At 47.5% G+C, this 20,907-nt stretch carries 20 protein-coding genes; 6 read left to right on the top strand and 14 right to left on the bottom strand.

All coding sequences use genetic code 11. The features are described 5' to 3' along the window. The first annotated feature begins 81 nt into the window (after window positions 1-81). A complete protein-coding gene (locus RF007C_RS13385; RefSeq protein WP_037300695.1) occupies window positions 82-1,632 on the top strand; it encodes a DUF6056 family protein in 1,551 nt (516 codons plus the stop codon). Window positions 1,633-1,703: 71 nt separating this feature from the next. Here RF007C_RS13385 and RF007C_RS13390 read toward each other — a convergent pair whose 3' ends face one another. The 3 genes from RF007C_RS13390 to RF007C_RS16650 all read right to left on the bottom strand — a co-directional run bounded on the left by RF007C_RS13390 (window position 1,704) and on the right by RF007C_RS16650 (window position 4,738). Then, window positions 1,704-2,303, bottom strand: coding sequence for a dipicolinate synthase subunit B (locus tag RF007C_RS13390; RefSeq protein ID WP_037300698.1), 600 nt, complete (start codon window positions 2,301-2,303; stop codon window positions 1,704-1,706). After that, entirely contained in the window at window positions 2,296-3,159 is an 864-nt protein-coding gene (locus RF007C_RS13395; protein ID WP_037300701.1) for a dipicolinate synthase subunit DpsA, read from the bottom strand. The genes RF007C_RS13390 and RF007C_RS13395 overlap by 8 nt, the downstream gene beginning before the upstream one ends. Before the next feature lie 154 nt (window positions 3,160-3,313). Continuing rightward, the gene (locus RF007C_RS16650) at window positions 3,314-4,738 is read right to left on the bottom strand and encodes a glycoside hydrolase family 16 protein (protein WP_051456677.1); all 1,425 of its coding nucleotides are present in this window, start codon (window positions 4,736-4,738) and stop codon (window positions 3,314-3,316) included. Window positions 4,739-5,158: 420 nt separating this feature from the next. On the opposite strand from RF007C_RS16650, the gene RF007C_RS13405 reads away from it, so the two are divergent. Further along, on the top strand, window positions 5,159-5,797 hold the full coding sequence (locus tag RF007C_RS13405) for an LptM family lipoprotein (protein ID WP_019680977.1): 639 nt from the start codon (window positions 5,159-5,161) through the stop codon (window positions 5,795-5,797). Window positions 5,798-6,009: 212 nt separating this feature from the next. On the opposite strand, the gene RF007C_RS13410 is transcribed toward RF007C_RS13405, so the two are convergent. From RF007C_RS13410 to RF007C_RS16655, 11 genes are all read right to left on the bottom strand, one after another. After that, complete coding sequence (locus RF007C_RS13410) at window positions 6,010-8,856, bottom strand: insulinase family protein (RefSeq protein ID WP_037300704.1); 2,847 nt, start codon at window positions 8,854-8,856, stop codon at window positions 6,010-6,012. Window positions 8,857-8,985: 129 nt separating this feature from the next. Beyond that, window positions 8,986-10,146, bottom strand: coding sequence for a 3-phosphoglycerate dehydrogenase family protein (locus RF007C_RS13415; RefSeq protein WP_037300707.1), 1,161 nt, complete (start codon window positions 10,144-10,146; stop codon window positions 8,986-8,988). Between the two features lie 70 nt (window positions 10,147-10,216). After that, window positions 10,217-11,302, bottom strand: a complete 1,086-nt coding sequence (serC, locus tag RF007C_RS13420) for a 3-phosphoserine/phosphohydroxythreonine transaminase (protein ID WP_037300710.1) — start codon at window positions 11,300-11,302, stop codon at window positions 10,217-10,219. 295 nt (window positions 11,303-11,597) lie between these two features. Continuing rightward, window positions 11,598-11,930, bottom strand: a complete 333-nt coding sequence (locus tag RF007C_RS13425) for a hypothetical protein (RefSeq protein ID WP_037300712.1) — start codon at window positions 11,928-11,930, stop codon at window positions 11,598-11,600. Window positions 11,931-12,182: 252 nt separating this feature from the next. Further along, window positions 12,183-12,530, bottom strand: a complete 348-nt coding sequence (locus RF007C_RS13430) for a hypothetical protein (RefSeq protein WP_037300714.1) — start codon at window positions 12,528-12,530, stop codon at window positions 12,183-12,185. 182 nt (window positions 12,531-12,712) lie between these two features. Beyond that, window positions 12,713-13,039 (bottom strand): hypothetical protein, encoded by a 327-nt coding sequence (locus tag RF007C_RS13435; RefSeq protein WP_037300716.1) that lies wholly within the window; start codon window positions 13,037-13,039, stop codon window positions 12,713-12,715. 203 nt (window positions 13,040-13,242) lie between these two features. Beyond that, window positions 13,243-14,181, bottom strand: coding sequence for a GNAT family N-acetyltransferase (locus RF007C_RS13440; protein WP_037300718.1), 939 nt, complete (start codon window positions 14,179-14,181; stop codon window positions 13,243-13,245). 50 nt (window positions 14,182-14,231) lie between these two features. Next, complete coding sequence (locus tag RF007C_RS13445; RefSeq protein WP_026053061.1) at window positions 14,232-14,981, bottom strand: PP2C family protein-serine/threonine phosphatase; 750 nt, start codon at window positions 14,979-14,981, stop codon at window positions 14,232-14,234. 18 nt (window positions 14,982-14,999) lie between these two features. Further along, entirely contained in the window at window positions 15,000-15,770 is a 771-nt protein-coding gene (locus RF007C_RS13450; protein ID WP_037300720.1) for a TatD family hydrolase, read from the bottom strand. Then, window positions 15,767-16,639, bottom strand: a complete 873-nt coding sequence (locus RF007C_RS13455; protein ID WP_037300722.1) for an LCP family protein — start codon at window positions 16,637-16,639, stop codon at window positions 15,767-15,769. The genes RF007C_RS13450 and RF007C_RS13455 overlap by 4 nt, the downstream gene beginning before the upstream one ends. A gap of 473 nt (window positions 16,640-17,112) precedes the next feature. Then, on the bottom strand, window positions 17,113-17,814 hold the full coding sequence (locus RF007C_RS16655) for an SLOG family protein (RefSeq protein WP_051456678.1): 702 nt from the start codon (window positions 17,812-17,814) through the stop codon (window positions 17,113-17,115). Window positions 17,815-17,947: 133 nt separating this feature from the next. Here RF007C_RS16655 and alr point away from each other — a divergent pair, with 133 nt between their 5' ends. From alr to RF007C_RS13480, 4 genes are all read left to right on the top strand, one after another. Further along, the gene (gene alr, locus RF007C_RS13465) at window positions 17,948-19,084 is read left to right on the top strand and encodes an alanine racemase (RefSeq protein WP_037300724.1); all 1,137 of its coding nucleotides are present in this window, start codon (window positions 17,948-17,950) and stop codon (window positions 19,082-19,084) included. An 8-nt stretch (window positions 19,085-19,092) separates the two neighbouring features. Next, window positions 19,093-19,713: a hypothetical protein gene (locus RF007C_RS13470; RefSeq protein ID WP_037300726.1), complete on the top strand. Its 621-nt coding sequence runs from the start codon at window positions 19,093-19,095 to the stop codon at window positions 19,711-19,713. 2 nt (window positions 19,714-19,715) lie between these two features. Beyond that, a complete protein-coding gene (locus RF007C_RS13475) occupies window positions 19,716-20,225 on the top strand; it encodes a SecDF P1 head subdomain-containing protein (protein WP_037300728.1) in 510 nt (169 codons plus the stop codon). 67 nt (window positions 20,226-20,292) lie between these two features. Beyond that, on the top strand, window positions 20,293-20,907 hold the full coding sequence (locus tag RF007C_RS13480) for a TIGR04100 family radical SAM protein (RefSeq protein ID WP_037300730.1): 615 nt from the start codon (window positions 20,293-20,295) through the stop codon (window positions 20,905-20,907).

The following is a 20,907-nucleotide window of genomic DNA, read 5'->3' on the forward strand; positions in this document are numbered from 1 at the left end:
ATGAACGGCGTGTTATGCTATAATTAGGAGACTGAATGTAGGGTGTAACGGCACTAACACAGAAATACAGAGGTGGTACAAATGAAGAAAACAGGTTCTGCACTAAAATTCCTGCCATATATATTTATAGCGGTTTTTTCTGTCATAATGTCACTGTCAAATTATATGAACGGCGATGATTATTTATGGTATTATTCCTTTGATGACCCAGCTCTTGAAGAATGGAGAGCTCCCAACGGAAGATTTTTTTCCAATCAGGTGACTATGTGGCTGGTAAGAAGCTGTTTTTTCCGTGCTGTATTTATTGCGGTAACACTGGCGGCCTTTCTTATACTCCTCGGGAAGCTCTTTGACTTTGAAAAGAAAATCGGCAGTGCAGGGTATTATATACCGCTTATGCTGTTTATAATGATACCTTCTGCGACATACTGTGAGACCGTCCGCTGGATCTCAGCATACACCAATTATGTTGTATCTGTGCTCTTCCTGCTGGTATATCTTCTTTTCATGTTCTGCTGTCTGTTCAGGAAACACAAACCGAAGCCCTTTACCGCCGTATTGTTTCTGCCTCTGTCGCTGGCAGCAGGGCTCTGTGTCGAGCATATGACCATATATAACATTGTTCTGGCGCTGGCTATGGTAATACTTGTAATAAAGCTTAAGAAGAAGGGTATTCCTCATGCGCTGGCATATCTTGCCGGTGCTGCTGTTTCCTGCTTCCTGATGTTCGGGAACAGTATGTATTCCGAGATATACTCCGAAAGCGATTCAGTTGGCAATCGTTATTTTGAGCTTGGATTTGCCAATATAATGCAGAATGCCTACTCTTACGTGGTAATGCACTACACCAAGGATTTCTGGCTGCTTTCCGCTGTGCTCACCGCAGCCTTAACAGTGCTTTATTTCAGGAGCAGATACTGTGATAAAAAGTACAAGTATCTGAATGTGTGCATGACTATCTGCTGGCTTTACAGTTCTTATTCGGTATTCAATATGTGTTTCGGAAGTCTCCGCGCCAACACACCTGCCATGAAGATAGTAGCTCTTGAAACTGCCTTCTCTTTTGTTTATGTTGTAGCCATAGCTTATTTAATAAATGTATTCCTCGAAAATAATGCAAGGATAAGGGCTTATGTATACCTTGTCAGTACATTTCTTGTAACTGCACCTTTCCTGGTTATAAGCCCGGTTACTGCAAGATGCTTCTTTGCAAATTATATGTTCTGGATACTGCTTTGCGGAGAGATCCTCTGCGCAGCGCTCAAACGCGCATTTAAGTTCAAGGCTGATATTGTCATAAGAACTTCCTTTGTACTTGCCTTTGCGTCGGCGTTTATCATCTCCTTTGAGTGTATATCAAATAAGTACTATGATGTGCTCAGATTCAGCTATATCAGGGAACAGATGGCGGACGAAAAGAGCAGGAGCCTGAATCTCATGCTGCTGCCTTATACAGAGTATTCTCACGATGACCTTAAAGACGGCATCGAGGAGGGCGGACAGGCTATCGGAAATATAGGATACAGCGATTATATACTCAGATACCACGGTATTGATGTGGAGAAGGCGCGCAAACGTACTTCCTCCCATATGACACCTTATGATTATTACATTGAAAAACAGAGCGAATGATACGGAAATATCTCAGTATCAGCGCAGAACAGCCCGAAAGCGTCATGAGACTGCTGTTCGGGCTGTATTTTTTATACAGGGGAGCTGTGATATATTATAGGTCTGAGCTGTATACCGCTGAGGGCGGCTTCAATTGCATTGGGGAGGAGAGAGAATTCTGCCACCAGTGAAGCAGGCTTGTTGGTCCAGTCGTCCTGTACCATAGGGACGAAGTAGTAGTTCTTGCGGTTGAAAAGCTCTCCAAGGTTTTTGGCGGAGCCCATAAGTGAATCATTTGAGGCTATGGCAAGAACGACAGGCTTGCCGCGGCGAAGATGAGACTTTACAGCCATGGTGACAGCAGTATCGGTAATGGATGAGGTGAGCTTTGCGGCTGTATTAGAGGTACAGGGTGCCACCACCATGATGTCTGTCATATTTTTCGGACCTATGGGCTCGGCTTCGTATACAGAGGTAATGACCTCCCTGCCTGCGATATTGCGCAGCCTTGCAAGATTATCCTCCGCCTTGCCGAAGCGTGTCGATACACAGGCGGCGTTTTCAGACATTACGGGTATCAGCTCTGCGCCGTAGCCGCGTAGTATCTCTGCCTGCTGGAAACAGCTGTTGAAGGTACAGAAAGAGCCTGTCATTGCAAAGCCTATGCGCAGTCCGCTGAGGGTATTACTCATATGATCCGCCTCCTTCCGCTATCATGGAGCTCACTGTCTCGGCTATGATCTCGCCTGCGGTCACGGGAGCAGTCTTCCCGGGGAGGCCGTTGGCGGCCAGAGCCCTGATACCGAGAGCCTCTGTTGCTATAAAATCGATACCGTGAGGAGCTGAGGCAAGGTCGATGAAAAGGCTATCCTTTCCGAAGCGCCTGAGCATATCCTCATTGAATATGAGCTTGGGGACGGTGTTGAATACTACTTTGTAATCGCCGCCGAGCCGTTTTACAGGCACAGAGCCTATACCGTGTAGCCGTGCTTTTGCAGCACCGCGGGGAGTGTGTACAGCGGCGGTAATATCCGCACCGAAGCCCTTTAGTATCTCCGCCAGGGCAGTACCTATTCTTCCCATGCCTGCAATAAGCACCTTTGAGCCGCTGAGAGTGACGGGCAGCTCCTCAAGAGCCAGCTGTACAGCTCCCTCGGCAGTGGGGACGGCATTTTTCAGGCTCATATCCTCACGTACAAGGTAATCGCATATCCTGTGACCGCTGAGGAGATCACTGAGCTTCTCGGCGCTGCCGCCTGTGAAAACGGTACTGTTAGGAGCAAGGAGAGCGTTCACGGCGGAAAGCTCCACGGCCGCTGCCGAACAGGGGGCGAAAAGGGTACCGTCGGGGTTAAGGGGCGGTACAGGGAGAACAGCGCAGTCAAAGCTGTGTCCAGCGGATATATCCGCGGTTTCCGGACCGAGCTCTGCAATTAGATCATTATCATCGAAGCCCAGTACAGCGGCCTCATATACATCTGCCAGGCGTGCAGCACAGTAGAGCTGGCGAATATCGCCGCCTGCGATAAGTATTCTGTGTATATTCATAAGATCCTCCGATCCGCCTAAAGGCATAAAGTGATCAAGTACGATCAGAACATTATATGTAACAGCGGGGGGAAATGACAATAAAAGCCGCATTTTCATCAATACCTGCCGTAAAAAAAGGACTGCCGAGGGCAGTCCTGTAGTTTTATCCGTATCAATCCCATTTTATGTTATACAAAGTGACTTCGTGAGGGCCTATGGCGGCTGCACCGTCGATATTGCCCAGCTGGAACTTTATATCCGTGTCCATATCGTGATCAAAAGTCACCTCGAAGCTGTAATGCGTCTTTTCAGGAGTTATGGTCAGCTTCTTGTCAAGATAGCGTGTATAGGCGCTGTCCTCGACGGTGACGACCATGCTTCGCTGTACAGTGGAGCTGACGTCAAATTCAAGGGTATGCTTTTCTCCTGCTCTGACGGAACGGCTGCGGAGCAGTCCCATGACAGCATATTCAAGCTCGCCTGTATTCTTGATAATGACCGCAGTGCAGCCTTCCTTATTCACAACAGAGGCCTCGGAGCCCTCCATATAATTATCCAGGGCAAGGGAGGTCTGTTTTGTGGGAGTCATCTGCGAATCCTTCTTATTGTATACACGGACATAATCAATATCGAAGTGCTTTGGACCGTCGGCAAAGGTAGCGGGCTCGGCGTATATTCCGTCGATACCGTCAAAATGTCCGCCGACAGCAAGGTTGAGTATGAGATAGAAGTTCTGATCGAAGGGAGCGGGATAGCTGAAGCCCTCGGAATACCAGTCCTTCTGTGTGCTGTACAGTACATCATCAACATACCAGCGTATTTCATCCTTTTCCCATTCTATGCTGTAAGTATGCCAGTTTATTGTGCTGTCGCCCTGAGGGAAGATATAGTCATTGGTAAGGTAGGTATTATTTGGCCATGCGCCGCCGAAGTGTATTGTACCGCATATCTTTTCGGGAGTGCTGCCCCAGCCCTCCATGATATCGATCTCTCCCGACAGAGCCCAGCCACCGTATACGCTGTCCTCGGGGAGCATCCATATTGCAGGCCACAGTGACTTGCCCGAATCGCACCTTGCCCTGACTTCGATCCTGCCGCCGCAGGCAGAGAATTTATGCTGAGTGCTTATTCTTGAGGAGGTATATTCATAGCTTCCCTGTTTTTCGTCTGTCCAGTTTTCTTTTTTTGCGGATATTGTGAGAATTCCGTTATTCACCTCAGTATTCTGCGATGTATAGAACTCCTGCTCGTTATTGCCCCAGCCGTTGGTGATATAGTTGCCTGCGTCGTCCAGCTTCCAGTTGCCAAGCTCATAGGACCATTTGTCCATATCCAGGCTGCTGCCGTCGAATTCGTCGCTCCATACGAGGGTATATCCCTCTGCCTGGGCACCTGTGTCGCCGTTCCCGAGAAGGAAACCGCTGAGCCTTTTCAGCTCGGGTGCGGAAGCGCCCTTTTTTCTTGCTGATACCATATCGAATATATCGACTGTACCGTTGCTGTTATAGTCCATTTCAATGCGTTGATCTGCATATACTGCTGCGGGAACTGCTCCGAGAAGAATCAGAGCTGCAGCTGCTGCTTTTAAAGCTTTCATGATTGCCTCCTGAAACAGGCTGAAAATAGCCTTTTATGTCCTAATTCTAACATTTATCTGCGTAACTGTCAAGCATGACAGCGATACTTATACATGAGTTTAACATTAGTTAATGAGAAAAGACTCTCTTCAGAAAGATTTCCCACCGATATTCTGTTGTGAAGTCTCTGTATCGGTATTGCCGTGTTACAGGCTGTTTTATGTGCAAATCACATATTTTTAGTGCCTGTAATATAAGCTTTTGACTGCATTTCGGCGAGTTTTTGTAAAATCTCTTGAAAAAGCTGTATATCGGTGATATAATGTTAAATGTCGGAAAAAAGTTTTTTCCGCAGGGTGGATATAAGACCTTGGAAATTCCGGGGCTTTTCCGTAAACTATATATGTAATTGTATCATATAGCTATTATGGAGGTTATTTATGAAAAAGCTTATTTCATCAGTAGTTGTCTGCTCACTGGCAGTATGCGCACTGGCTTCATGCGGAAGCAAGGGCGATGAGCTGGTTGGCAAGTGGTCAATGAAAAATCTTACTGCTAACGGCATTGATGACGGCGGTATCATTTTCACTGCTGACGGCAAGGGTGCTATCTATGAGGATACATCTTCGGTCTTCTATTTTGAGGACAACGGCATCAACTTCAACGGCACAACTGTTTCTTCCGAATATATCACAGATTCAAACGACGTTGTCTCTGTAAATATCCAGGGACAGGAGCTTCTCACAATGAAGAGAATGGAGTCCAAGGGCACATACTACGGTACATATACCCTTACAGGCGGCGTTCTTTATGACAGCATCGTAAAGGGCATGGAGAGCAGAAGCAACAAGAAGGCTGACGATCTCAATGTTACCATTGATTTCTCGGAGAATCACAGCGAGGTATTATTCAACGATCTCTTTACTTATAAGGTAAAGGGCAGTACTATAGAGGTCTCGGGCTTCTCGGGACTCTTCTCGTCCAAGTCTGAAAAGGCTTCAGCCAAGTTCAAGATAGATGGCGATACACTCACTATCAAGGATTCCAATTCCGAGGAAACTCTTACAAGAGTAAAGTAAGGGATCGTAAGAAAGTTTTATAGGAGGCAGCTTTTACGAAGCTGCCTCCTTTTGATTTTTATATGAAAACACAAAAAGCACCTGCATAGTAAAAGCTTACAAATGCAGATGCTTTTATTTGTACAAAACATAGAAACTAAGGATATGTTTTCTTAATTTCAATGGTTTTCCGTTGAAATTTGTCCGTTTTTGTCCCTTTTACAGAGGGACGATTATGAGAGCGAGTCCACAGAAAGGCCAAGACCTTCCATAGCCTCTTCAGTACCCATAACGCAGATATTGCCGCAGCTCCTGAGCTTTTCCGCAGCCTCCGCAAGCTGTGCGGCAGTTACCTTCAGCATACGCTTCTTGATGTCTGCGCGGTCATCAAAGGTAATGCCCCTGAACCAGAGCCCGTCGGCCTTTTTGCTCTTGTTGCCGTCTGACATAAGCGGCTCCTCCTTGGCAATGGAGCTTATGATGTACTGAGTAATATCAGGAGAGCCTCCGCAGTAATCTGCAGTAAAGTCAGCTGCCCTGCGGTATATATCAAGACTTGCGGCAGGAGAAGGATCACGGTAGGAGAAGAAGGCCTGCTCCCCCGATGGAGAGATATGGGCGCCTGTGCCGTAGGCTCCGCCCTTGACTCTTACCTCATTCCAGAGGTATTCCAGAGAGAGAGCCTTGAAGAGTACGTTGCGAACCGCATCATCTGCGGAGCTGTCAGGGAAGGCCATAGCGGAGTAGGATACTCCCGAGGGTATGATAACCCCTTGTTTTTCGGGGAGTTCCAATGTGAAGGACATTCTCTCCTTCTGTGGAGCGGTTCCCTCAGGCAGAGCGGAAATAAGGCTGTCCGCGGAAATATCGCCTGTAATGCTTACAGTGAGCCTTGCAGAGCATATCACTCTGCCCAGTGATATAATGGTCTCTATGAGCTTTTCTGGAGCCTTCAGAGCGCTGTGGAGCCTTTTATAGGCTTCATACCCCGATACCAGTTCATTTACTGCGGATTCGGCAGACAGTGAAGCCCTTACTCTTGACATGGAGTAGGTATGGCCGTTGGCAATAATGGACTGCTTGAAGTTCTCGTCTGTCTGCATGAGCAGCTCGCGGATGGTATCAGCGTCGTCGAAGCGTGTTTCGGTAAGTATCTCATGTATGAGCTCAAGAGCCTCGGAGGTGTTCTTTTCGAGGAAGCGCGCATTTACTGCAAAGTACGGGCAACAGCTTCCGGTCTCGCCCTTCTTTGAGTAAACGTCTATATTATAGGATATGCTTCCGAGAAGCCCTGTTATCCTGCGCTGTATCTCGGCAGCGGAGCTCTTTGCGGTAGGCAGTTCGCCCAGCAGCTCGGTCATGGCAGCAGCAGCCGAAAGTTCGTTCTCGGAGCAGTCTGCCAGAGAGAAATAAAGACTTACGGCGGCAATGCCCTTATCAGAAGCGGGATGACGGAGGGCAGTTACTTTGCCTGTATTTGTTACCTCTGTCTCGAAGCTCAGCGGTTCCTCTCCCACCTCGGAAAGTGCCAGATGAGGCATAGTAGCCAGCTGCTCGGGAGTATCCGCGGAGTGCTGCCATTCGTCCAGTTTTTTGTTCTGTTCTGCGATGACTTCCTTTTCCTCGCAGGCAAGGCTGTCAACGATATCCGCAAGGCGTTTTGCCTCGGCAGCCTTCTGCTCGTCGCCGTAGGTGCGTGAGGGCAGGAGACAGAGCTCGCCCCGTCCTTCCTCTTCAAGGAGCCACTGACCGAGGAGCTCCTCAAAATAGCCCGAACCGATCTTTTCACGGAGGCTGTCGTATACCTCACCCAGCTCCAGGTAGTACAGCGGATCGCCGCCGTAGAGCCATGCAGAGAGGGCGTTTATATTGCGGGTAAGACCTCTCGGCTCGCCGCCTGCACGGAAGCGGAATTCCAGCCTGTTAAGGGCAGCTGTGAGGAGCTCGCGGTCTATACCCTTTTCGCAGAGACGTGAAACGGCCGAGCGTACTGTTTCTCTGAGCTTGTCGCAGTTTTCGGGATCGGTATTGTTTATACATAAGCAGCCGAAGGGCTGTGATATGCCGTCGCTTACTTCAAGAGACACGTCGAGACAGAGCCCTGTATCGAGGAGAGCTCGTTTCAGGGGAGCGTCATTTGAACCTGTGAGGGCTTCGCCCAGTACAGAAGCGGCAATCATCCTTTCGCGTTCCTTCCAGCTTCCGAGAATCTTTCCGATGACCAGATATGTATGCTCCTTTTCGTCCTCGTCGGGGGATATGGCGTAATAGCTTGTCTTGACCGTGGGAGAAACGGGAGACTGAACGGGGATTTCGGTATCCACCCTGCGGCTTTCAAAGCGGCAGAGGTATTCGCTGTCGATAAGCTCCAGAACAGAGTCTATATCCACAGGTCCATCAAGGTAAATATACGAATTGGAAGGGTGATAGTACTTTTTATGGCCTTCTATGAACTGCTCATAGGTAAGGTCGGGGATAGCCTCGGGGAGTCCGCCCGACTCAAAGCGATAGCAGCTCTGAGGAAAGAGCACATTCATTATCTCTGACTCCATACGGCTGTAAACCGATGACATAGCGCCCTTCATCTCGTTGAAGACCACGCCCTTGTATACGGGAGTATCAGAGCTGCTGCGCATTTCGATATGCCAGCCCTCCTGATAGAAGATATTGGGATTGTAGTATATTGCAGGAGCAAAGACCGCGTCCAGGTAAACCCTTGTAAGGTTCATGAAGTCCGTATCGTTACGGCTTGAAACAGGAAATACGGTCTTGTCGGGGTAGGTCATGGCGTTGAGGAAGGTGTTCATTGTACCCTTCATCAGTTCGAGGAAGGGCTCCTTCACGGGGTATTTTTCAGAGCCGCCGAGGACGGAGTGCTCCAGAATATGGAATATACCCGTATCATCGGTGGGAGGAGTCCTGAAAGCCACCGAGAACAGCTTGTTCTCGCCGTCGTTTTTCAGCCATACCAGTCGTGCATCTGTTTTATCGTGCCTCATTTCTATGAGTTCCGAGCCGCTGTTTGGAGCAGGGGCTATCCTTGTAACGGTAAAACCGTGTATTTTATCATTAACTTTCATCAGTGACCTCCATTATTGCTTTATGTAATAATTATACCATTACATGAGGATTTATGCAAGCAATGTTTACCGCGGAAAACAAAAAAGCCTGAAAGAGGACTTTCAGGCTTTATGTATGAGCTTTATGTTTTACTTGATGATCCTTACTCTGATAACGCCGTCAACTGCGTTGATCTTGCCCTCAACAGTAGGAGGAACATCACCTGTAACGTCGAGCATGGTGTAAGCAAAATCCTTCTTGCTGGCATTGACCATGTTCTCGATGTTGATACCCTCGTTACCAACAGCTGTTGTGATGGAAGCGATAGTTGTAGGAACGTTCTTGTGGATAACACAGATCTTTGTTCCTACTGCATTCATTGAAGCGTTGGGGAGGTTTACGCTGTTCTTGATATTGCCGTTCTCGATATAGTCGATGAGCTCCTCAGCAGCCATAACTGCGCAGTTGTCCTCGCTCTCGGGTGTGGAAGCACCGAGGTGGGGGAGAACGATAACGTTCTCAACGCCGAGTACTACATCATCAGCAAAGTCAGTAACGTACTTTGCAACCTTGCCGTCTGCGATAGCCTTTACAACAGCCTCGCTGTTGATGAGCTCGCCTCTTGCAAGGTTGATGAGACGAACGCCGTCCTTCATCATAGCGATCTGGTCGGTGTCGATAGTGTTCTTGGTCTGGGGAGTATAAGGCATATGGATAGTGATATAATCACTGTTTGCATAGATCTCGTTGATGTCGGTAACGATCTTTACGGAGGGCTCAAGGTGAAGAGCTGCACCGATAGAAAGGTAAGGATCATAGCCGATGACCTTCATGCCGAGAGCCTCAGCAGCGTTAGCGATCTTGCCGCCGATAGCGCCGAGACCGATGATACCGAGAGTCTTGCCTGCGATCTCGGGGCCTGCGAACTTGGACTTGCCGCCTTCAACAGTCTTGGGAGCGTCGGGAGTACCCTTCAGTGAAGCTGCCCATGAAGCTGCCTCAACGATCTTTCTTGAAGAAAGGAGGAGTGCGCATATAGCCAGCTCCTTAACTGCATTTGAGTTTGCGCCGGGAGTATTGAATACACAGATACCCTCCTGTGCGCAGCGCTCTACGGGGATATTGTTTACGCCTGCGCCTGCACGGGCTATAGCGAGAAGGTTGTCGCCGAACTGCATATCATGCATCTTTGCGGAACGAACCATTATTGCCTCAGGGTTTGCACAATCATCTGAAATGGAATACTTGCTCTTGTCGAATACATCTGTGCCGATCTCTGAGATCTTATTTAATGTCTGAATCTTGTACATTTCAGTAAACCTCTTTCTGTGAAATTTTTGAGATGCATAATGCAGTCAGCATATTATGCATTATTTATGATCAGGAATTCTCTTCCTCGAACTTCTTCATGAAAGCAACGAGCTTTTCTACGCCCTCGATAGGCATAGCGTTGTAGATAGAAGCTCTCATACCGCCTACGCTTCTGTGGCCCTTGAGGTTCTCGAAGCCTGCTGCCTTTGACTCTGCAACGAACTTCTTGTCAAGCTCCTCATTGCCTGTGATGAAGGGAACGTTCATGAGTGAGCGATCCTTCTTCTCAACAGTGCCCTTGAACATCTTGCTGCTGTCGAGGAAATCGTAGAGGATCTTAGCCTTCTGCTCGTTGTGCTTCTTCATAGCCTCGAGGCCGCCCATCTTCTTGATCCACTTGAATACCTTGCCGCATACATAGATGCCGTAGCAGGGAGGAGTATTGTAGAGTGACTCGTTATCTGACTGTATCTTCCAGTCCATCATTGTAGGAGTGCACTTGAGAGCGGGGCCGTCAGCGATGAGGTCCTCACGAACGATGATGATCTGAACGCCTGAAGGACCAACGTTCTTCTGAACGCCGCCGTAGATAACGCCGTACTTTGATACGTCAACAGGCTCTGAGAGGAAGCATGAGCTTACGTCAGCAACCAGCTCGTGACCCTTTGTGTTGGGGAGCTCCCAGAACTTTGTGCCGTAGATAGTGTTGTTCTCGCATATATATACATAGTCAACATCGTCGGGGATGTCGAGATCTGAGCAGTCGGGGATATAAGAGAAGGTCTTGTCTGCTGATGAAGCAACCTTTACTACTTCACCGTACTTCTCTGCTTCCTGTGCAGCCTTCTTAGCCCACTGACCTGTGATGATATAAGCAGCCTTGCCCTTCTTCATAAGGTTCATGGGAACGCCTGCGAATACAAGTGAAGCACCGCCCTGTACAAAGATGACCTTGTAGTTATCGGGGATATTCATAAGGTCACGGAGATCCTTCTCTGCTTCCTTGATGATCTCGTCGTATACCTTTGAACGGTGAGACATCTCCATAACGGACATACCGCATCCCTTGTAATCCATCATTTCCTCTGCACATTCCTTGAGGACTTCTTCGGGAAGAACTGCAGGACCTGCGCTGAAGTTGTAAACTCTGCTCATGTTAAAAACCTCCAGATTGATATATAAAATAGGTAGTATTTGCAATACAATATAAATTATACTCTTTTCCCACGAATAAGTCAATATCAAAAAGGGATTTTTTTGTTCGGGCGGTAATATTTGGGAAAAATCCCCTAAAACAAAGCTGTGCGCAGTAAAACGCAGGGAAATATAAAAAAATGATATGCTGTCAGTGGTTATACATATGCATTATAAAAGGGCTGCTGTATCATACAGCAGCCCTAAGCGCTTTTTGTTAATGTGTAATTACAACATTCCGATTATTTGGCAGTGATTACCAAATGATACGATCTAAGCGAACGTAGCCGTGATCGTACTGTGAATAATACCATGTGCCGTTAGCTGTAGCAGCAACTCTTGTTAAATGAACAGATTTGCCGTATGTACGATTCTTGATAGAAGCTACAACGCTATAGTTCTGGCCGGGGCCGGATCTGAATACTGTGTTGCCTTTGATGTCAACCCAGAAATCAACATTGCCTTCCCATGCTGCTGATGCAACTATGGGATTTGCTGTTATGATATTGTTTACTGTGGGTGCTGCAACAGCGCCGAACATAGCTACTGATGCTGCAAATGCTGCGATTGTTTTTTTGATGTTTGCCATGATTAAACCTCCAATTGATAAAAAATAATGTAGTGAAATGTAGTAAAAAGTGTTCGAACAAGATTATTATACTGTTTTACTTATAAAAGCGCAATGTTTTTTGGGGAATTTTAAAAAATTGGTCTGATATTTGTACGAAATACAAGAAAAACCAGGGTTGCCAACAGTGATTATTATGCAAAAGGCGTTAACCGGGGTTAACGAAATCAGTACATTATGTGTATTCTGATCTTTTTTCAGTGTTTACGCTTCTCAGAAAAGATATACAAGGTCGGTACGCTTACAGATCCAGCCTTTTGATGTATGAGTCCATATCTCTTTGCCGATGATAATAGATTTGTCAGCTGTAACGAGCATATCTTTTGGGGCTTTGAATATTATCTTTGAAAGTTTTGAATGCGAAGAATAGAATGCTGTGCCCTTGGGTACGAGGATCGTTCTCTTGATGCCCTGATTCAAATCAATAATTGAGTCACTGTATGATGTTGCCGGATCACTTTTGACGGCTGCTGCGAAGCTGCTTACTGTGGGAGCTGCTGCTGTTGCAAGCATAGCTGCGGCTGCAGCAAACGCTGTGATATTTCTTTTGATGTTTGCCATGATTATTCACCTCCATTATTTAAAAAAATTGTTCGAACAAAGTAATTATACAACTTTTAATGACTTGTTGCAACCATTTTATATAATACCGTGTTCAGTTAAAAGCGTCCCGTGAACATATCACAGGACGCTTATTACCGATAAAAATCAATTATTTGCGGGAGTTGAGTTATTTGGAATTATTACCAGATCAGAGCGCAGTAAGGTACCCAGCCGCCGCTGGTGCGATACCATGTACCTTCAGTGGTAACAGCTACCCTTGTGAAGTGATATTTCTTGGTCTTCTCGTAATTCCTTCCTGCATATGAAGCGCTGTAGGTCGGAGATTTCCAGAATGGAGAATAATAGGTGATCTTTGCATAAACGCTGCATGATTCTTCATGAATGGTATAGGCAGATGCTACGATGGGGGTGGTTGCTACATAGTTGCTTACGGTGGGGATTGTCACAGTACCCAGCATTGCTGCTGATGCGACGAGTGATGCGATGGTTTTCTTGAGATTTGCCATGATTAATACCTCCATTAAATAATATTCTCTGTTCGGACAAGATCCGATATCCGAACATATACATTATACACTGATGATCTTGCTTTTACAATATATTTTATTGTTTTTTATAACAAGTTATATAAAATTTGTGCGGAATATCAAATCAGATCTCTTTTGTTTTCTCCCCATTGGACAAAATGTTATATATTTTGCGCAACACTTTATTTGAGCAGCTTATGCCAGAAGCCTATTGAATCTTCCGTTACAAAACCTGCCGCATTATAGAATTTCCTGCGCCAGTCATAGGAATTGACATAGCATTTCGTAACGACCTTTTCCCTGCATTTCAGTATCGCCCCGTGCATAAGTGCCGTGCCCAGGCCTTTGTGTCTGTACCTTTCTCTTGTACTTACAGGCTCGATAAGTGCGGTTTTGGTGACCGTATCCACGTAAACAAAGCAATATGCACACACATTGTTTTCCTCTTTTGTGTTTTCGTCAGTTATGATAACTTCAAAGCTGTCAGCATACATTGACGACTTCTTCCGCGAATCATATGCAGTCATGCCGTTTCTGTAACCATGAGCTTCAAGCTCGGGGTGAAATCCGAGGTTGAGGGCGCTCCATTTCATCGCTTCATCGGGATATTCATCGCCGTAAAGTAGCTTATATCCGTCAGGAAGCTCCACCGTTACATCTGCGGTATGAGGGTATACATAATTGTCGTAGTCCTCGTTGATCTGTTTCCTGTAGCCCATTTCTGTGAGTATCTTTCCGCGGTAGGCAAGACTGTCATTAGCTATAACAAGGAAATCCACAAAGCCGTCCCTGCCCTTTTGAAACAGCGGCAGGCAGTTCTTCTCGGCATAGGTCACCATATCAGCAAAAATACTCTCACTGCCGTTCTTTATGCTCATGTATACTGCGTCGCCGTCGGGGAGTATACAGCCGATTATATCACCGTTATCCTCCCATATGAAAATATAATCTGCTGACTTTGGCAGTCCGCAGTCTTTATACTGTACGTCCATTCTGTAAATAAGGTCGTGAAGCCTCTCGGGAAGCCACGAGGTCATGTTTCCGGTCGAACAGTAGCAGTCCCTGAGATAGTTTTCAAGCCTTTTCAGATCTTTTTCGATGTCAAAGCGTTTTATTTCCATAAATATATTCTCCTGTAATAAAAAAGAACGGTATAACCGTTCTTTTCGCCTTATTCGTAATATACCACAGCTATGACTGTTATATTGTCCTTGCTGCCGTTTTCAAGAGCCTTGTTAACCAGAAGATGAAGCCTTGTTTTCAGGCTCTTTGGAAGCTCGAGTATCTCTTCTATGTCGAGCACCGATACATAATCTGAAAGTCCGTCCGTGCAGAGCAGGAGCAGGTCTCCGTACTCCATGCCGCCCTCTATGCTCACCGTATCCACCTTGGGCGCAGATTTGACATTGCCGAATACGGGGAAGATTATATTCCTGTGTACATAGGTGTTCCTTTCCTCATGGGAGATGGCTCCTTCGTCGATGAGGAGTTGCACCAGCGACTGATCGCGGGACAGCTGTCTTATCCTTCCGCCTCGGTAACGGTAAAGGCGTGAGTCACCTACGTTGAAGGTGAGGATATTGTTCTGCTCGTCAATGGCAATACCGCAGAGAGTTGCCTGCATATTGTGCATTTCGGGATCCGATCTGCTGTACTCCGCAAGCCTGCTGTGTATGGCGAGCAGCTCGTCGTCAAGCTTTGCTTCACCTGTATATCCCATGTCGCGTATAAGCTCCAGGCACATTTTAGAGGCGAGCTCGCCCGAGCGTTCTCCCGATACTCCGTCAGAAACTGCCGCTATGAACGGAGCTGCTATGGTCTGTTCGGAAGAGCCCGAATCTATAACAGTGTCCCTTATGAGCAGAGCGTCCTCGTTATGGGGCATGACGCCCTTTTCAGTGACTCCGCAGCAGTAATACATCCGGTCTCCTCCTTTCTTTTAGTCTTTTATACCGAACAATTCCATGCCGTTACGGCAGGTTATGTCTATGAGCTCCTGTACGTCCATTCCCTTTATTTCGGCAGCCTTTGCAGCTGTATAGGCTATCATGGAGCTCTCGCAGCGCTTTCCGCGCATGGGCTCGGGAGCCATATACGGGCAGTCGGTCTCCATGAGCAGCCTGTCCGCAGGGACTGCCGCCAGCGCCTTCAGCGCCTTTTTGGCGTTCTTAAAGGTGAGGACTCCCGTGAAGCCGATGTACATACCGAGGCTGATTATTTCCTTTGCGGTCTCGGCAGAGCCGCTGAAGCAGTGCACAACGCCTCTGGGACGGTACTCTCTGAGTATATCCACCGTGTCTTCTGTGGCATTGCGGCTGTGAACGATAACGGGCAGATCCAGCTGAGCTGCCAGCTCTGTCTGACGGCGGAAAAGGCTTATCTGCTTTTCGCGGTCGTAGTTATCGTAGTGGTAGTCAAGACCTATCTCGCCCACTGCCTTTATTTTCGGATTGGCTGAGATGATACTCTTCAGTGTGTCAATATAATCAGGGGGAGTTTCATCAACACTTTCGGGATGTACTCCCGCGGCAGCGTAGATATACCCGTATTTCCGTGAAAGCTTGGAGTTGACAGCCGAGTCCTCAAGGTCTGAGGCTGCCAGCATGATGAGACGCACGCCCTTATCTGGAAGCTCGGACAGTATCTGTTCCCTGTCCTCGTCAAAGGCGCTGTCTGCGTAGTGAGAGTGCGTATCGAATATCCCTGTCATTTCTGATCCTTGAAGTACTTTTCCTTGATGCCTTCAAAGAAGCTTGCACTGGGAATGAAGTCGTCGCCTGCTGTGGTGCCGTCAACGGAGAATGCCACAGCCATGGATCTTCCGTTTTCAAACATATTCTTTATGGCCACCTTGTGGTTCTTGTAGTCTACAGCCTTTATGTCGGAGTCTACCATATTGATTATGGTATTGAAGCTGTTGTCGAAGCCGTCGGCTATTCTCTTTCCGTCAGCCTGATTTATCATGGTCTTGAGTACGTCGGTAGCTGTCAGTGAGCGCTCGTATTCTCCGCCGCTGAACATCATATATGTTACAAAGGTCTCGATCTGTTCGCTGTTGAGATCCTGCTGGCTGCCGTCGTTCTTGAAGCCTGCAATGTCAGCGTTTACAGGATAGGTGACTCCGCCGAAGATATCGCATATCTTTCTGAATGCAGCAGAATCGAACTTCATGTATCTGTCTACCTCGACGTCGAATACCTTCTCGATGAATTCGGCAGATGAAGCTGCGCCGCCGCTGTTGTAGTTGTCGATGATGCTCTGCTGAGCGCCGTCAACGAGGGCGATCGAGTTGGAAGGTATGCTTATGAGGATTATCTCCTTCTTGATCGGGATGGAACGCATGAGCACGAATGTGGGGGGAGCTTTGGTCTCGGGAACGTCAAGCACCAGAAGGACGGTATGATTATCTGCATAGGTTACCTGACCGCTGGTTCTCGGCACGGGAAGGGGAGGCTTCTCCTTTTTTCCGAAACCAAGGTAGTTATAGAGTATTGCTGCGGCTCCGCCTACTATGATGAGTCCTATGAATATCGTCAGAAGGAAGGGGACAGCGATAGATCCGCTTTTTTTCTTTGCCATTTTATACGGCTCCTTTCATATGTTTTGATGTCAGAAAAGATAATTTTTTTATTTTTGAGGATATAAACTGTTGGTATAACTGCCTGTTCTGAAAATATCCGTTATGAAATGAATAAAAATAATTTTCAGTGACCGGGGGTTAAAAACTATCAGCGCAGTTACGGTTGTCAACAGAGTTTTCCACATTTTCAACATGAATGAATGTGGGAATGATGTTTAAACACACAATTCAACAGTCTGTTGAAAAGAACGCCTGTTCACATAGCGGTTTTCAGGTGACTTAAAACCAAAATCGCGGTATATAGCCGCAAACAGGCGATGATCCGCAGTCTTCGGTACGGACGAACCACCTTCGAAAACGTTGAAAACCGCGTAATAAAAGGGCTGACAGCGTGGAAAACAGGTGCTGAAAAAGCCCGGTTTGTGAAATCTCTTTCAGCTGTTGTTGATTTGTTCGCAATAATGTGATATAATTAGTAAGGCATCTCAAATACGTTTTCCATGAATACCAGCTTTCGGCGTATACTGTCTATGTCGGGACCGCACTCGTCAATGAGTGCATAAACGTCCTCAAGTCCGTAGCGCCTTATTCTGCGGCCTTGCCTTACAGCATAGTTCAGAGTCTGGAAGGTGCCGGATTTGAACGAGCCTTCGTTGAAATACGATATGACAGCTGAGGCCTTGTCCACCATGTAATAGTTCCTTGTCCTGTATAGGTCGGGGGAGCTGTTATCTGTGCCGCGGCCCTTGCCGTAGATGACAAGAGGATCGATACTGGTGGTGAGCAGCTTGTCCGCACCGCGTTCCACATCTGCAAGCAGCTCTCTGCTGCGCTGGCTGAACCGCTCGGAATGACGCAGATACGGAATTACGCCGATGAGCTCTATGCTTTTGTTGGAATGTTTTTTTGAAAGGACGTACTTTGCCGCCCAAAGATCGGTGCCTGCCGCAAGCCCGCTTATAAACCGCCTGTAACCGCTCTCTACAGCCATATCGATATATCGGCACAGCATGAGCTGAACGGTGCGCAGGGTTATATTGCGGTATATCGGATTGCCTTTGTAAGGTATCACGCTGTTTTCACGGTGACCCGTAAAGCAGACCGTGGTGTCCGTTTCGGCATCCCATTCGTCTGCGGGAAGTACGGGAAGCCCAGAATCAAGTGAGAAAAGCATGGTACACCTCGCTCTCACAATAGTATACTGTCATTACGTGCATACATGAAAATTATAACATAGATCGTTTATTATTTCAAGACGTTTTTTGACTTGTAATTAAATTTTAAATAAAGAAAGGACCGATAACGGAATGAAGCCATATCTCAAAAGAGCATGGGCTGAGGTCTCGCTGAGCGGCCTCAGAAGGAATGTTGAAGTTATCCGAAGTCTCAATTCAGAAAAAACAGAAATCATGGCGGTGGTCAAGGCCGACGCCTACGGCCACGGCGAGGAGAAGATCGTCCGCTGTCTTGCAGAGGAGTGCGGAATAAAATACTTTGCCGTGTCCAACCTCGATGAGGCGGTAGCCGTAAGGAAGTCCGCTCCCGAAGCTGAGATACTCATACTGGGATATACTCCTCCCGAGTATGCTCACGAGATCGCCGCTTACAATATAATCCAGGGAGTTGTCTCAACGGAATACGCCCTGGAGCTGGTAAAAAACACAAAAGATACCATAAGGTGTCATATCAAGATAGATACGGGTATGGGAAGGATCGGTCTCAAGCATGACACTCCCGAAGAATGTGCGGGAGAGATAGAAGAGATGATGAAGATAGATAAGCTCTCTGTGGAGGGCATATATACCCACTTTGCAGTTGCCGACAGCGACGATCCCGATAATATAGCCTATACCGACAGACAGGAGAAGTTCATCACAGATACATACGATGTCCTTGCAGGCCGCGGGATAAAGCTCCGCCATCTGCATTTCATGAACAGTGCGGCGACCTGTTACAGGAACAATCCGCGCAGTACCCTGTCCCGTGCAGGTATCATCCTTTACGGCCTTCATCCTGATGTTAGCCTGGAAATACCCGCTGGACTGGAGCCCATTATGGAGCTCAAGGCTGTTATTTCCCATGTCAAGACCGTAAAGCCCGGTGACTGCATAAGCTATGGCCGTACCTTCGTCGCTGACCGTGAGATGCGCATCGCAACCGTAACTATCGGTTATGCCGACGGATATTCCAGACTGCTCAGCTCAAAGGGCGAGATACTGGTACACGGCAAGCGATGCAGGATAGTCGGCAGAGTCTGCATGGATCAGCTGATGATGGATGTCTCGGATGTTCCCGAGGCTAAGTCGGGAGATATTGTAACACTGATAGGAATTGACGGCGGCGACCGTATCACGGCTGACGATCTTGCCCAGATCTACGGTACTATCGGCTACGAGGTGGTATGCGGCATATCAAAGCGAGTGCCACGTATCTGCATAGACTGAGGTGAACTATGGCAATAGATATCACCTTTGAGGAATACCGCGAGGAGCTTGAAGCTGTCATAAGGCAGAATCCCAATGAAGCCGACCTTTATCCCCTTGTATGGTGCCTTTTGAAAAGCTGCGGTTCCTTCGGGGATCTGTCAGTGAGATGTACCGCAAACCTTCAGCATTCGGAAAAAGTTTCCACGGATTCAAGGCTGTACAGCTACCTGTGGACAAAACAGGACGGCTCGGCTGCGTATAAGTACGGCTCTCTCGACTTTGTCATATTCAAAAAGAACTCCTTCTTTGATATTGACTCTCCCGTGGGAGCAATAGAGGTCAAGGTCCATTACCTTACTCTTGACAAGCACCATGATAATATCAGAAACGCTATACAGCTTACCCGCGGACTGAATAAATTCGGTACAGTCATTTATACCAACGGTCTTGAATGGAAGGCCGTGAAGAACGGAATGGCCTTCGATGATGCCGATACCGTCTGTCTCGGCGTGTATACGGACAAAAACGGAGATCCCGTAAACGATGAAAAAAGATTTGTTCTCAGCGATGACAGAATAAAATGGAACGGTGAAGAGAGCTGGAACGATCTTAAAAATATGCTTGATAATATAAAATGGGGGAAATGAGAATGAAAAAGAGATTATTTTTACTTGCAGCCGCAGTTGTTCTGCTCACAGGCTGCAGCAATCCTTTCGGTGATAACGAAGGCGGAGAGACTGCTGTGACAACAGCTCCCGTGACCACTACCGAAGCTCCGACGGATCCGCCGACTACTCTGCCGAAAAAAATGATATACTTCCGCATGGGAGAGGATCAGAGCGCAGAGCCCTTCCTCACCAGCGAGCATGTCTCAAGCTGCTCGATGACCATAGTCCCGAATGATACGGGAGATGAGAGCAGTTATGTTGTCACGCTCGACTTTGATCAGGAGGGCAGCGATATCTTTGCAAAGGTTACGGAGGAAGCCGCAGCCAATAATAATAAGATATCAATATGGTATAACGATAATATCATCAGTTCAGCCTCTGTAACCGGACCTATCAATGACGGACACGCAATGATCTCCGGGCTCGATATGAACGGAGCCGCAAAGATAACGGGCTGGATATACGAATGTATCGATAAGCCCGAAGAATGATAAAACCGTGCTGACGGCCGGCATCACGGACGGAGAGTCCCCGTCCCTGCAATAGGAGGATAAATATATGACAAAAGCAATGACTATCTCTTACGTTGTAGGCAATAACCTTTACCTCAACCTGACAAATAAATGTCCGTGCAACTGTACGTTCTGCATAAGAAACCACGCTGACGGCGCTTACGGCTCTGATCCTCTCTGGCTGGAGCATGAGCCCGATATGAACGAGATCATGGAAGATCTCCGCAAGCGCGATCTCAGAAAATTCCGCGAGATCGTGTTCTGCGGCTACGGCGAGCCTACCGAGCGCCTTGACGTGCTTCTTGAAACTGCCGCATATCTCCGCAGCAGAGAGAAATGTCCTAAGCTGAGACTTAATACCAACGGTCTGGGTGACCTTATCCACGGAAGAAGCATCGCCAGAGAGCTGAGCTACGCTCTTGACGTTATCTCCATAAGCCTCAATGCTCCCACAGACGAGGAGTACATGAAGGTAACACGTCCCAGATTTGAAAACGCCTTCGAGGCCCTCCAGAAGTTCACTAAGGACTGCGTAAAGACAGGCAGGGCAGAGGTTATCATGTCGGTGGTGGACGTGATACCTGCTGAGCAGATAGAGGCTTCACGCAGATTAGCCGAAAAGCTCGGAGCACACCTCCGTGTAAGGACATTTGACGAGTAA

The organism is Ruminococcus flavefaciens 007c (genome assembly GCF_000571935.1).
Classification (GTDB): Bacteria; Bacillota; Clostridia; order Oscillospirales; family Ruminococcaceae; genus Ruminococcus; species Ruminococcus flavefaciens_F.

What these genes read in the sequence shown, in the direction of transcription:
- RF007C_RS13385 (WP_037300695.1), top strand. Translation starts at nt 82, where the DNA reads ATGAAGAAAACAGGTTCTGCACTAAAATTCCTGCCATATATATTTATA.
- RF007C_RS13390 (WP_037300698.1), bottom strand. Translation starts at nt 2,303, where the DNA reads ATGAGTAATACCCTCAGCGGACTGCGCATAGGCTTTGCAATGACAGGC.
- RF007C_RS13395 (WP_037300701.1), bottom strand. Translation starts at nt 3,159, where the DNA reads ATGAATATACACAGAATACTTATCGCAGGCGGCGATATTCGCCAGCTC.
- RF007C_RS16650 (WP_051456677.1), bottom strand. Translation starts at nt 4,738, where the DNA reads ATGAAAGCTTTAAAAGCAGCAGCTGCAGCTCTGATTCTTCTCGGAGCA.
- RF007C_RS13405 (WP_019680977.1), top strand. Translation starts at nt 5,159, where the DNA reads ATGAAAAAGCTTATTTCATCAGTAGTTGTCTGCTCACTGGCAGTATGC.
- RF007C_RS13410 (WP_037300704.1), bottom strand. Translation starts at nt 8,856, where the DNA reads ATGAAAGTTAATGATAAAATACACGGTTTTACCGTTACAAGGATAGCC.
- RF007C_RS13415 (WP_037300707.1), bottom strand. Translation starts at nt 10,146, where the DNA reads ATGTACAAGATTCAGACATTAAATAAGATCTCAGAGATCGGCACAGAT.
- serC (WP_037300710.1), bottom strand. Translation starts at nt 11,302, where the DNA reads ATGAGCAGAGTTTACAACTTCAGCGCAGGTCCTGCAGTTCTTCCCGAA.
- RF007C_RS13425 (WP_037300712.1), bottom strand. Translation starts at nt 11,930, where the DNA reads ATGGCAAACATCAAAAAAACAATCGCAGCATTTGCAGCATCAGTAGCT.
- RF007C_RS13430 (WP_037300714.1), bottom strand. Translation starts at nt 12,530, where the DNA reads ATGGCAAACATCAAAAGAAATATCACAGCGTTTGCTGCAGCCGCAGCT.
- RF007C_RS13435 (WP_037300716.1), bottom strand. Translation starts at nt 13,039, where the DNA reads ATGGCAAATCTCAAGAAAACCATCGCATCACTCGTCGCATCAGCAGCA.
- RF007C_RS13440 (WP_037300718.1), bottom strand. Translation starts at nt 14,181, where the DNA reads ATGGAAATAAAACGCTTTGACATCGAAAAAGATCTGAAAAGGCTTGAA.
- RF007C_RS13445 (WP_026053061.1), bottom strand. Translation starts at nt 14,981, where the DNA reads ATGTATTACTGCTGCGGAGTCACTGAAAAGGGCGTCATGCCCCATAAC.
- RF007C_RS13450 (WP_037300720.1), bottom strand. Translation starts at nt 15,770, where the DNA reads ATGACAGGGATATTCGATACGCACTCTCACTACGCAGACAGCGCCTTT.
- RF007C_RS13455 (WP_037300722.1), bottom strand. Translation starts at nt 16,639, where the DNA reads ATGGCAAAGAAAAAAAGCGGATCTATCGCTGTCCCCTTCCTTCTGACG.
- RF007C_RS16655 (WP_051456678.1), bottom strand. Translation starts at nt 17,814, where the DNA reads ATGCTTTTCTCACTTGATTCTGGGCTTCCCGTACTTCCCGCAGACGAA.
- alr (WP_037300724.1), top strand. Translation starts at nt 17,948, where the DNA reads ATGAAGCCATATCTCAAAAGAGCATGGGCTGAGGTCTCGCTGAGCGGC.
- RF007C_RS13470 (WP_037300726.1), top strand. Translation starts at nt 19,093, where the DNA reads ATGGCAATAGATATCACCTTTGAGGAATACCGCGAGGAGCTTGAAGCT.
- RF007C_RS13475 (WP_037300728.1), top strand. Translation starts at nt 19,716, where the DNA reads ATGAAAAAGAGATTATTTTTACTTGCAGCCGCAGTTGTTCTGCTCACA.
- RF007C_RS13480 (WP_037300730.1), top strand. Translation starts at nt 20,293, where the DNA reads ATGACAAAAGCAATGACTATCTCTTACGTTGTAGGCAATAACCTTTAC.